This window comes from Nodularia sp. LEGE 04288, assembly GCF_963896525.1.
Taxonomy (GTDB): Bacteria; Cyanobacteriota; Cyanobacteriia; order Cyanobacteriales; family Nostocaceae; genus Nodularia.
Map to the genome: position 1 here is coordinate 1 of NZ_CAWQOY010000024.1, position 12,029 is coordinate 12,029.

10 protein-coding genes are annotated in these 12,029 nt (G+C 42.2%); 5 read left to right on the top strand and 5 right to left on the bottom strand.

Going from position 1 to position 12,029, the window contains the following annotated elements; translation table 11 throughout:
• Window positions 1–55: 55 nt before the first annotated feature.
• On the bottom strand, window positions 56–712 hold the full coding sequence (locus tag AACX33_RS02250) for a TetR family transcriptional regulator (RefSeq protein ID WP_194002247.1): 657 nt from the start codon (window positions 710–712) through the stop codon (window positions 56–58).
• Between the two features lie 210 nt (window positions 713–922).
• Here AACX33_RS02250 and AACX33_RS02255 point away from each other — a divergent pair, with 210 nt between their 5' ends.
• Complete coding sequence (locus AACX33_RS02255; RefSeq protein WP_194002245.1) at window positions 923–1,876, top strand: Rieske (2Fe-2S) protein; 954 nt, start codon at window positions 923–925, stop codon at window positions 1,874–1,876.
• Between the two features lie 36 nt (window positions 1,877–1,912).
• Window positions 1,913–2,488: a Uma2 family endonuclease gene (locus tag AACX33_RS02260; protein ID WP_194002243.1), complete on the top strand. Its 576-nt coding sequence runs from the start codon at window positions 1,913–1,915 to the stop codon at window positions 2,486–2,488.
• Between the two features lie 28 nt (window positions 2,489–2,516).
• Here AACX33_RS02260 and AACX33_RS02265 read toward each other — a convergent pair whose 3' ends face one another.
• On the bottom strand, window positions 2,517–3,752 hold the full coding sequence (locus AACX33_RS02265) for a DUF445 domain-containing protein (protein WP_194002241.1): 1,236 nt from the start codon (window positions 3,750–3,752) through the stop codon (window positions 2,517–2,519).
• Window positions 3,753–3,824: 72 nt separating this feature from the next.
• Window positions 3,825–4,514 carry a bifunctional demethylmenaquinone methyltransferase/2-methoxy-6-polyprenyl-1,4-benzoquinol methylase UbiE gene (gene ubiE, locus AACX33_RS02270; RefSeq protein WP_194002239.1) on the bottom strand — a complete coding sequence of 230 codons (690 nt, stop codon included), beginning with the start codon at window positions 4,512–4,514 and terminating at the stop codon, window positions 3,825–3,827.
• Between the two features lie 189 nt (window positions 4,515–4,703).
• On the opposite strand from ubiE, the gene AACX33_RS02275 reads away from it, so the two are divergent.
• On the top strand, window positions 4,704–6,641 hold the full coding sequence (locus tag AACX33_RS02275) for a PAS domain-containing hybrid sensor histidine kinase/response regulator (RefSeq protein WP_194002237.1): 1,938 nt from the start codon (window positions 4,704–4,706) through the stop codon (window positions 6,639–6,641).
• Window positions 6,642–6,675: 34 nt separating this feature from the next.
• On the opposite strand, the gene AACX33_RS02280 is transcribed toward AACX33_RS02275, so the two are convergent.
• A complete protein-coding gene (locus AACX33_RS02280; RefSeq protein WP_194002399.1) occupies window positions 6,676–7,617 on the bottom strand; it encodes a response regulator in 942 nt (313 codons plus the stop codon).
• Between the two features lie 545 nt (window positions 7,618–8,162).
• Between AACX33_RS02280 and AACX33_RS02285 the strand changes: the two genes are divergently transcribed.
• On the top strand, window positions 8,163–9,251 hold the full coding sequence (locus AACX33_RS02285) for a RuBisCO accumulation factor 1 (protein WP_194002235.1): 1,089 nt from the start codon (window positions 8,163–8,165) through the stop codon (window positions 9,249–9,251).
• 48 nt (window positions 9,252–9,299) lie between these two features.
• On the opposite strand, the gene AACX33_RS02290 is transcribed toward AACX33_RS02285, so the two are convergent.
• Window positions 9,300–10,967: a glycosyltransferase family 39 protein gene (locus AACX33_RS02290; protein WP_194002233.1), complete on the bottom strand. Its 1,668-nt coding sequence runs from the start codon at window positions 10,965–10,967 to the stop codon at window positions 9,300–9,302.
• Window positions 10,968–11,090: 123 nt separating this feature from the next.
• Between AACX33_RS02290 and AACX33_RS02295 the strand changes: the two genes are divergently transcribed.
• Window positions 11,091–12,029, top strand: a 939-nt coding sequence (locus tag AACX33_RS02295; RefSeq protein WP_227789398.1) for a UvrD-helicase domain-containing protein, incomplete at its 3' end; no start/stop codon positions are given.

A 12,029-nucleotide genomic window follows, 5' to 3' on the forward strand; every position in this document is an offset into this window, starting at 1 on the left:
GTCATTGGGAATTCATAATCCCCCCTGCACCCTGCCCCCTGCCCCCCTGCCTCTTCTACTCCCTACTCTTTCGCACACCCGCCAAAATCAAATTCACCGCTTCTTCAGTGTACTGCTCTATCATTTCTGGAGACAGCAGTTGCAAATCTGGTCTAATATGCTTGAGGTTTTCGTGGGCGTTGAAATAGAAATTACAAATTCCCGCAATTTGCAGCGTGACCAAAAAAGTATCTAGCTGACGGAAACAACCCTCAGCCATTCCCCGTTCTAAAATTGTGATCACGTACCCGAAATTTTCTTCCCAATTCCCCAATTTAAAATATTTGCCTTGATTTTGGTTCGCTTCTTGAAACCACAGCATCCCCCGTTGTGGATGCACCGCTTGGTAAGCAATCACCTGTTTAATCAAGATTTCCAAGGCTGCATCGGCTGGAAACTGCTCCAGATTTAGCTGTTGAACCCCTGACGACATTTCCACTACCGGACGTTGCAGAACCGCTTTATATAAGCCTTCCTTGCTCTGGAAGTAGTAGTAAATCATCGCTGTGGTGACTCCTGCACCTTTAGCGATCGCCTCTGTCCGCGCCCCACTAAGTCCATTTCTGGAGAACTCTGCTTCTGCTGCATCGAGAATCTGCTTTTTTGTCGCCTCTGCATCGCGCACCTGACGCGGTTTTTTAGACGAAAGTTTTGACTGTGTTGAACGACCCACGGCTCACCATCATACTAACGACTGATATCTTAACTAAAAATTTGGTTAGTAGTTGACATAAATGATCAAATTTATTAGATTAATTGTTAACTAAAAAATTAGTTACCTAACTTACACCATTTAGCTGAAGCAAAAACACCGCATAATTAGCGGGCATTTTGCCGGCTCCACAAGCAATTTAGGGATATTTTTTATAATTTGGACAGCGAAATGAAACCAATTTTACCGGGCGCACCTTGGTTGATTGCTCATAAATCAATTCTGGGAATTAATCAACCCCAAAAAATTACTTTAAATGGAAATGATTATGTTATTTGGCAAAACCAAAAAGGTGAAGTATTTGCCCTGAACAACATCTGTCCACATATGCAAGCACCTTTATCAGATGGCTGGATTTGTCAAGAAAAAAATACTATTACTTGTCCTTTTCATGCTTTAGAATTTGATAGTCAAGGCAGACTATCTCAAGGAAATCAAAAAGATACTCAGCCAATTACCGAGCCGTTAGAGCTAATTATTAGCAATGATTGTATCTGGACTTATGGCGGATTTGAGCCAAGATTGCCTATTCCCAATTTGCACGAAAAAATTGTCGATACATACGAATTTATCGGAGTGGCTGGAGAAACAAATATGCAGGGAGACTTTTTGAGTAGCTTAATGGTTAACTATGACTATAACCATCAAAACGGTACTCATAAAGAATTATTTAGAATTACAGAATGTAATGTGAGTTCTTTCAAAGAAAACGGTTACTACGCTCAAGTAAAACAAGAAATTAAACGAGCTAACAACACCCTACTAGAAATTATCAAAAACCCAGTTTTGGGAATTTTACCCAAGACACTAAATAATATATTTGAATACGCCTTTCCTTCCACTACGGTTTTATTCGCTAAAACACCCATTAGTAATATTGCTCAAGTTCATATTATTTACCCAGTAACAGAAACAATCACTAAAACATTTGTGTTGTTATATGCTCAGGGGATAAGTCCTTGGTCAAAGTTGCTGCTGAAAAATTCATTATTACGAGCTGTGTCTACAGTTGTTGCACAAGATACCAATACTATTGAAAGCCTTTACCCCCGACAACAACCAAAAATTAGACTACCAAATGAAGAAATTATGTTTTATGCCGAAAAGCTCTACCGTGATTGGTAAATGCTAGGCTAAATTCATCAAGATTAACAGGCAAATATGACTGCCCTAATTCTTAACCTCAGCCCCGCTATTGATTTAACAGATGAACAGTTCTTCCAACTCTGTCAGAATAATCGAGATTTGCGACTTGAGCGCACAGCAGAGGGAGAACTGATTCTTATGCCCCCCACGGGATGGAAAAGCGGAAATCGTAATAGTAGACTGACACAACGTTTAGGTAATTGGGCTGATGCTGATGGTACAGGTTTAGCTTTTGACTCCTCAACAGGTTACAAACTTCCCAATGGTGCAAACCGTTCTCCTGATGCATCCTGGGTGAGTCGGGAACGATTAGAAGCCCTAAATCCAAATCCTGCGAGATTCTTACCAATGGCTCCTGATTTTGCCGTAGAATTACGGTCTGCTTCAGACAGCTTGCAAACTTTACAACACAAAATGCAGGAATACATTGACAATGGCGTGCGCCTGGGTTGGCTAATTGACCCTCAGAACCAACGGGTGGAAATTTACCGCCCAGGACAAGCTGTCGAGATTTTACAAGCTCCCAGCAGTTTGTCTGGAGAGGATATACTACCTGGTTTTGTGCTGGATTTAGAACAAATTTTAAACTAGGCGATCGCTGCTGAAATGATCATAAAAACTAAGCTTGCGTAAATAATAAAAATCCTACCTGGAATAACCCAATAATAAAACCCAACACACCACCTAAAGTGACAATTGCCTGTAATTCATTTTTGACAATTCCCTCAATTGCAGCTTCTAAATCAGCAGGTGAAGTTGATTTTACCCGGTCAACAATCACCTGATCTATCGATAATATAGGAATTACCTGTGCGACAATTTTTTCTAAATCTTTTTCTAAATATTTTTCTAAAATTTGAGCTAACTCTTGACTGACAACTTCTAAGGAAGAACTCAGAACAGGTGAAGCGCTGAGACGATTCAGTAATAATGTGGCTATATTTTCCCAATTAACAGAATCAGTCAATCCTTGGAGTAAATCGCTACCACTGGACTGGATATAATGACGCACACTTTCGCGTGTAGTCTTTCGCAGTTGGCGCACTGTCCCAACGGGCAGGTTTTGTAATGATAAATCTAGTAGAACTCTTTTCAGGCGATCGCGCATCTGCAAAACTTGAATCAATTCCTCTAGACGAGCATTGGTAGCATCTTTATCGTCCAAACAAAAAGTTCTCAGCCTGGTCAGAGTATTACGTAAACCAAATAAATTTGCGACTACCCAATAAGTACCACTCGTCTTTTCGCGAAAGCTTTCATCAATAGTTTGAATAGTGCGATCGGTCAAAAAATCAATAATTACCTGCCGCAATACATCTGGGGGTAAAACCACCTGGATTAACCAATCAGCGAGCCTTGTAGATTGTTCTTCACTCAGTTGTAATTCCAGCAATACCTGGTCAAAAATTTGATTGATCTGCGCCTCTAAAAAATCTTCCCGCCTTGCCAAAACTTTCAACAACCGCGGAAATGATTCTCCTAACAAATCACGCAAAATTCCCGCCACAATTTTGGCGCTTTTCTCATTTTTCTCTACTTTAATTTGTTCAATTGCCAATTGCAATAACCACAAAATTGCAGATTGTACGCGTTCTGTTTGTAACAAACGGCGCGCCAAATTTTGCAATTCGCCTGGAGTCAGTAACGACCCCATAATTGTATTAGAAATGTTCTTCGCCAAACGTTCCTGGTTGCGAGGAATCAATCCAGGAGTAAATGGTACTTTTCGCCCAGCTATATAAATTGCTTTATAGGGGCGAAATAACATTTTTATGGCTATGTCATTGGTGAAATAGCCAATAATGCCACCCAGCACCGGGGGTAATAAATAAAACCAAATTTGAGACCAATCCAAAGTAAAAATTAAGAAAATAAGGATTGATGAGTGATGAGTGATGAGTTTAATGCAAAACTCCTAAATCATGACTCATTTACTGACTACCAGCACTCCCATCATATCGTTCGCGATGGGGTAGTGTGTAACCAATGTAAAACCAACTTGACGGGCTAGCTCTACTTGCTCTTGCCCAGAGGGGAAACGATCTAAACTGGGACTAATATAAGCATATTCTTCTTTTAAACCCATCCGTTGAGCAAGTGGTACAACTATACTACTCAAATACCATTGCTGAAAAGCTCGAAGCTGGGGATTTCTGGGACGATGAAAATCTAAAATTGCCGCTTTAGCGCCAGGCTTGAGAACGCGATGTAATTCTTGCAGACTGCGGGGAATATCTGTAACATTTCTTAAACCATAGCCCATAGTCGCCGCCTCGAAGAAGTTATCATCAAAGGGTAAATTTAGTGCATCGGCTTCTATCCAAGAAATGGCAGGTTGGGGATACTGGCTTTGGGAACGTTCTTTAGCAGCTGCTAGTAGGTTCGGCGAGAAATCCACACCATACACCTGTCCCATAGTTCCGGTATATCTAGCCAAACGAAAGGCTAAATCACCACTTCCACAGCATAAATCTAGGCAAGTATCTCCTGCTTGAGCTGCACTCCATTTGACTGTCATTTCCTTCCATATACGATGTTGTCCCAGACTCAACCAATTGTTCAACTCGTCATAAACTGGAGCAATACGGTCAAAAATATCGCGAATTTCTTGATTCATTGGTTAAGAGTTCCGACTAAAAATATATCCAAATTCAGGTGAAGCTAGCTTTGACATCATTCCATTGGGATATGTGGAAACGCCATAATGGCGGCTACCATCACAAATGGTAGTATCACCTGTTGCGGTGATTATTTATCCTCACATATTCAGGACTATACAAATCGGTAGGTCCGTATTCATTTTCGTATGATACCTGAAGCACAATTTTTCACACTCTCCCTTGATGCACTGTATATTTTAGGGTTCGATAACTATTTCAAACTAGTTAATCCAGCCTTTGAAAAACTAATTGGGCGTTCCGCTGAAGAGATTCTATCAAAACCCTTTATAGAGTTCATGCACCCCGATGATCGATTAGTCACCCTGAACGCAGTAGAGGAGTGTAAAACAGGCATCCCCATAAACTCCTTAGAGAACCGCTTCCAGTGTAGAGACGGTTCTTATCGGTGGTTGGAATGGACGATTTATCCCGCCTTGGCAGAAGCTAGAATATATGGAATTGGGCGCGATGTGACTTTGCGTAAGCAGATAGAAGAGACGCAACGGGATGCAGAGGAACGTCTACGGATGATGGTGGAGAGTGTTCAGGAATATGCCATTTTCTCCCTCAACACAGAGGGATACATTAGCACTTGGAATACTGGAGCCGAGAGGTTATTTGGCTATACAGAAGATGAGATTTTGGGGCAAAGTTTCGGCATTATTTATACAGCCGAAGATAGAGCAATTGGCGCTCCGTCCCAAGAAATGAGCAAAGCGGCAAAAACCGGCCGAGCCGAAGATGTGCGCTGGCACTTACGTAAAGATAGCAGCAGATTTTTTGCTGACGGTGTACTAGCACCCATATACGAAAACACAGGAGCGCTGCGTGGCTTTACAAAAATAGCCCGTGATATGACTGAGCGAAAACAGATTGAGGAAGAGCGTTCCCACATTTTGGAAAGTGAAAGATTTGCGCGCAGAGAAGCCGAACGCGCTAGCCATCTTAAAGATGAATTTCTACTGACGCTCTCCCACGAGTTGCGGACACCACTGAATGCCATTCTCGGTTGGTCGCATCTGCTGCGTCCAGGCAAGATGGATCAGGCCAAGATAGAACATGGACTCAAGGTGATTGAGCGTAATGTCCGTTCTCAGGTACAACTGATTGATGATCTTTTAGACATGAGCCGCATGATCTCTGGGAAACTCAAACTTAATGTACAGTGTGTTGATCTGATCTCGGTGATTGAATCTGCCCTGGAGACTGTCTATTTGTCGGCACAAGCCAAGAACATTCGCCTTGATGCGGTTCTTGATCCTCTCGCTAGTAATGTGTCAGGTGATCCGGTGCGCTTACAGCAGATCATTTGGAATTTGCTGTCTAACGCGATTAAATTTACCCCGAAGGGTGGCAGAGTAGAAGTAGTTTTGCAGCTTGTAGAAGCCTACATTGAAATTAGTGTGAGTGATACAGGCCCAGGTATTCAGGCAGAGTTTGTACCCTATGTGTTTGACAGGTTTAGGCAAGCTGACTCCTCCACAACACGAAATCACGGTGGTTTAGGGCTAGGACTGGCTATTGTGAAACACCTGGTTGAACTTCACGGCGGTTCTGTCAGGTTGAAGAATCCGAGTCATGGTCAGGGAGCTACGTTTATTATTCAGTTGCCATTGATGGTGCTGAAGCCAGAAGACTGTGACTCGAATACATTTATGAGCGCAGTGGTTAATTCAACATTTGAGGATGTGATAATTTTGGTGGTGGATGATGAGCCAGATACTCGTGAGTTAATCAGGGTTGTACTTGAGGAATGCCAGGCGGAAGTAATCACTGCTGCATCTGCACGCCAAGCACTAGAAATACTTGAGGATAATCAGGTAGATATCCTGATCAGTGATATTGGAATGCCAGAGGAAGATGGTTATCAGTTTATACAGAAAGTCAGGACGCTTGGCTCAGAAACGAGTAAAAATATCCCAGCCGCAGCGCTGACCGCATACGCCAGACCAGAAGATTGTCAACACGCCCTGTTGTCTGGTTACCAGATACATATTGCCAAGCCAATTGAACCATCTGAACTGATTGCTGTTGTCTCTAACCTCACAAAGCTGATACCCAAGAGGCAAGAAGTCCAATTGTGAAAATAGAATCCTCGTGCGTTCACGCCGGGGAGTGTCAAAAATTCCTGGCTGCTGCAAAGCAGATGGCTACCAGTTCTGCTGATAAACGAATGAGGTTCAATTCATCTTCTCGCAAACAGCAAGGTTGTTGCCACTGGAGTGACAAAATCCCTAATATATGATGGCGGTAGGTAATAGGAATAACTAAATGTGCTTGCACACCAGTGTCTTTGTAGTGACTTACATTAGCGAGTTTGGCATCTTTGGCTACATTTAACGAAACTTGCATTTGCCCTGTGGCGATCGCTTCGCGTGTCAGTGGGTCTTGGTCTAGCCAGTTTTCTAAAGTCCCCGCACGACAATAAAAACCTTGAGTTGCTAGTTGATTTTCCTGAATTAGCTGCAAAATACAGCTATCCGCCGAGAAACTTTCACTAAACACTGTAGCAATTGGGGTTAAAGTTTCCTCTAAGCGATGATCTGCTTGAGTTACTTGTACTAAAACAGTTAGCAATGCCATTTGGGCATTAGCACGGCGTAATTCTTCTGTGCGTTGCTTGAGTAAGTCGTAAGTTTCTGCTGCCCTTTGTACAACTGCTTTCAGTTCTCCTGGGTCCCAAGGCTTGGTAATATATTTGTAGACTTGCCCGGCATTAATGGCTTCTACCAAATCTTCGATATCCGTAAATCCTGTGAGGATAATCCTGACAGTATCTGGAAACTGAGGCACAGTCTTGCTGAGAAACTCAGTTCCTTTCATTTCTGGCATCCTCTGATCGGAGATAATCACCGCTACTTCCCCTTCTGCTGCCAATACTTTGAGAGCATTGATCCCACTATCGGCTTTGAGGACATTAAATTCCCGCCGAAATGTGCGATAAAGCAAATCGAGATTATCCGGCTCATCATCAACTACAAGGATTTTGAGTTTTGTTGGCTTTGCCAAAGTTGATAATTGACCGGGACTTGTATGAGTTTCAGCAATGGGATTATCCATGAGATAATTACTATCAGTATTAGCCATTATGTTATATTCTGTACCAAGATTAATTGAGAAGAGCCAGCAGCCCTGGCGTGAATTTACGACTGTAATTAGGCATAGTTGAAACTTATTGTGAGTAAGTTTAATTTCTTAGGTAGAGTTAGGTTAAGTAGGTGGGCGTAAATAAAGTTAACTGGCGGTGGTCGTCATTTGTCCTTTGCCCTTCGGCTACGCTCAGGGTAAATCATTGGTCATTGGTAAGGGTTTCATGGGTGTTTACGAGTCGTAATATAGTTTGGTTTTTCCATACTCACTTACTGAGTACAAATAAATGTTACTCATTAGCAGTCAAAAGTTCCAAGCCTGTTTTGTACTGAACTTTAAATACTTTATTAACTTTTTTATACTGTGTGTGTGATTACCTAGCTGAAAAATCCCCCACATCCTAGCTTTTACCCGCCAGCGAGGGGCGTAGAGATAGTTAACTATTAAAGATTACAATAAGATTTCCTGAAGAAAAATTACTCACCCTCTCAAGTTGAAGCTCCCACGCCAGAATTATGACTAACTTATCTGACAATGCTCAAAATCCTGAAAATGCTGTTAACGACGATGTAATCAAAGAGTTACTACGCAAGCTGAGGCAAAAACAAGGTACCTGGGTGGAGTGGGGAGTAGCGATCGCCTCCTTGCAAAAAGCTGGTTACAATCCCCAGGTAATTTTTGAGGAAACTGGATTTGAGCCAATTCAACAAAATCAGGTAATTGTTGGCTCCCAAGTGTATCATTCTTTAGCAGAAGGTGGTGCTTCCGAAGCCACGCGATCGCACTACACGACACGAGGTAGTGATGTTTTGTATGAACTCCGCTTGCTGACCCACGAAGAACGAGCTGCGGCGGCGGAACTGACCTTTATCCACAAACTCGATCTTGAGGAAGCGCGAGAAGTAGCAAAAGCAATTAAAGATTTCTCTCGTTTTCCACGTTTACCAGAAGGTTTTACTGCCCATCCTGGGGATGCAGTTGCTTATCAAGCTTGGAAACTAGCACGGCAATATACAGATTTGCAAGAGCGATCGCGTTTCATTGCTAAAGGTTTACGTTTTGCTCACACGCCCACAGCTAGGAAGCAAATTGAACAGTTACTCGTTGATTTTACGGTAGTTTCTCAGCGTTCAGCGCCCATTCTCCCTTTTTATCGATTTGAGTCGGAAGAAGAATTGCCTCGCATTGTCCCAGTGGTGGGCGAGTTCCCCTTGACACGACAAGACTTGCAAAGTGTGCCGATGGTAGAAACCATTGAGCCATTTGGTTTAGTCAAGTTTGCCGGCGAACAGGCTTGGGTTCCATTACCAGGTTGGCAAGTATTATTGAGTGCAGAAGACCCCGTAGCGATTTTCTGTAGTAGCGATCGCCTTCCCAATCAGGAAAAAAATCTGCCCAAACCAGTCATGGTGGCTGTAGATCGCGCGCAACGCCAATGGGATGACTCCAGCTACTTCGTTGTTGAACACAACGGTGAATTAGACTTTCAGTGGTTTGAAACCGAACCAGAAATTCCTCTGCTGGGGCGACTTATTGTCATTGTGCGTCCTAAGAAAATTTTCGATGATGTGATCAGCAAAGACTCCTGGCAAATTGACGAATAATTAAGTAGGAAATGGGGAGTGGGAAGTCAAAAAACTAACGGCTAATCTTTATTTGCACCGATAAAGCTGATAGGGAATACCTATGCGATAGTGTTGTGTCGTGTCTATAGTACAAACACCATCCCCAGATAGCGCCACCTGCTGGGGATAATCACGTCTTCTCATCCCTGGAGCAACTATCCATAAATTCATCTGAGATGTTGTTGGTGTTGGCATTTCATCAAGCTGGTTCCAGAAAGCAGGTGAATTAAGAGATTTGTGTAAGAAAGCAAAACTATCGGAGTTATTGACATTAACTGGAACAGCCGCGTTTGTATTACTCCTAACTTTTTCTAATGCCAAAGCAAAACTTAATCCCAACGCCACATCCTGGTAATTGTTGTATCCCACCACCAGCATCAGAGGGACAGAGGGTTCTAGATTCATGTTTTGGGCAGTTTGTTCAGGCTGGAAAGGCTTTTGAAAGACTAAGTTAGAAACTACAAAAATACAACTGAGCATACCAACGAGCAAAATGATCAATTTTGACTTGTGCATTTTGCTAATGCTAGCTGCTAACAAAGCGCAAAAGCTGGGATAATAAACAAAGTTATAGCGGGGAATAATAGTGATATCTTTACCTAATAAATAGGCTATAGCAAAAAATTCAATTAACACAACAATAGTAAAACTTAAAAGCGTTAATGTTGCTAAATGAGTTATATTATCTAACCACAGTAATTTTAAACCTTGGCATACCTGCCACCCTAACCAAATAGCAAAAGTTACCATCAAGAAGCCACAGATAGCTGTAATTAACAGCGGCTGGTTTTCCACAGGTAGAGCAATCACCATTAATATCCAACTAATTAAAGTTTGATATAGTGGTGCGATGTGCATGGTAGCAGGTAACCAATTGGTTTCAGCACTCTGAAAATGAATGAAAATTACCCGCACCCAAGGAAGGAAACTAATTATAATTCCACTAATTGATATAATTAAAGTCAGGCAAATTTGGCGTTGTTTCAGTATTTTAATATTACCCCAATAGATCAAGACAACTAATGTGATAATTTCGGCAATGAAAGCCAAAATGAAAAAGTAGTGTACATACAGACCAATACTATTCACAATTGACCATAAAATCACCACCCAAAGTCTCAGGCGTTGCTGCTCAAAAATATCCTGCTGAATTTGTATTAGTCCTAATAAGGCTAAACTGATCAGGAACATGGGCATAGTGTAGTGGCGTGCTTCTTGGGAAAGGTAAACAGCAAAGGGAGAAATAGCCATAATTAATGCGGCGATGATTCCCGATCCAGGGTAAAAAGCAATGCGGTTGATTCCATAAATTGCGGCGATCGCACTCACACCAAATACAGCAGGTAGCGATCGCAATTTTGCCACCCACTCTGAACCCAAGGGAGTCATCCATCCTAACCAACTGTACATTCCACAAAAAAACAACGGCGGATGAGTAGACTGATTAGCTAGATTTTCGGCAATTTGATTACAGCTAACCCCTGGCTGGAAAGTAAAAATTTCTGTGACGCGTTGCAGAGGAAATAAGATATCTAAGGGCAAATCATGGTAATTTTTCCCCAAACTGAAAATAGCAGTAATTACCTCATCCATCCACAGAGGTTTTAAGTCTAAATGCCAAAAGCGCAAGACAGCACCAAGTGCGATCGCACCAGCTAAACCTAGATAATGTAGATACGGTTTGCGATTTCTCATTATTTATTCATTGGGAAAATTTATTACCACAGGGACATCAAAAAATAATTAACCACAGATAAATACAGATGACTTTCTGCTTTATTCTGCGATTTGATAATTTCATTTAAAATCTAAAACTTTATGTCAGACGCTCATTTTACGGCTACTGTGCCTCAAGAGTCTCTCCAGTCACAATTACAATCAAAGATTTTGTCCATCCGCAATAGTCTACGCCCAGGACAACAACAAATGGCTGATTGGCAATCTGGCCCATTGGCTATTTCCGCTGTTCCTGGGGCTGGTAAATCCACTGGGATGGCCGCAGCAGTGGCGATCGCGATCGCCCGTCAATACCAAATCTCTGCTGAATCACGTCCTTCTTCTCGCCGTCATATTATAGTTGTTACCTTTACGCGTTCCGCAGCGGCCAATATTAAATTAAAAATTCGTGACTACTTAAAACAATTATCTTTACCTCCCACAGGCTTTGCTGTCTATACCCTGCATGGTCTAGCTTTGAATATTGCTAGCCGACATCCTAATTTCTCAGGTTTAGAATTAGAAAATGTCACATTAATCACAGCTAACCAAAGCCACCGTTTTATTCGGACAGCCGTAGAACAATGGATTAATCACAATCCAGAACCTTATTCTCGGTTGCTTGAAGGTCATCAATTTGACGGTGAAGAGACAGAAAGATTACGCCGTCAGTCAGTGTTGCGAACCGAAGTTTTACCCGATTTGGCGACTACAGTCATTCATGAAGCTAAAAGTTCGGGAATATTGCCAGAGAAGCTGCGGGAGTGGAGTCAAAAAACTACAGATGAATATGGAATTTTACGGGTAGCGGCGGGACTGTATGAACAATATCAAAACTTCATGCGATCGCGTGACTTTATCGACTATGACGATATGATTTTAGCCGCCCTACGCGTCCTCGCAAACGACAGCGCCTGTCGCATTGAGCAAAATCAAGTTTTTGCAGTATTTGAAGACGAAGCCCAGGACTCTAGCCCCTTGCAGACGAAGCTGTTAGAGATTTTAGCAAGCAATCAGGGAGAAGAAGCAGGGGGGCAGGGG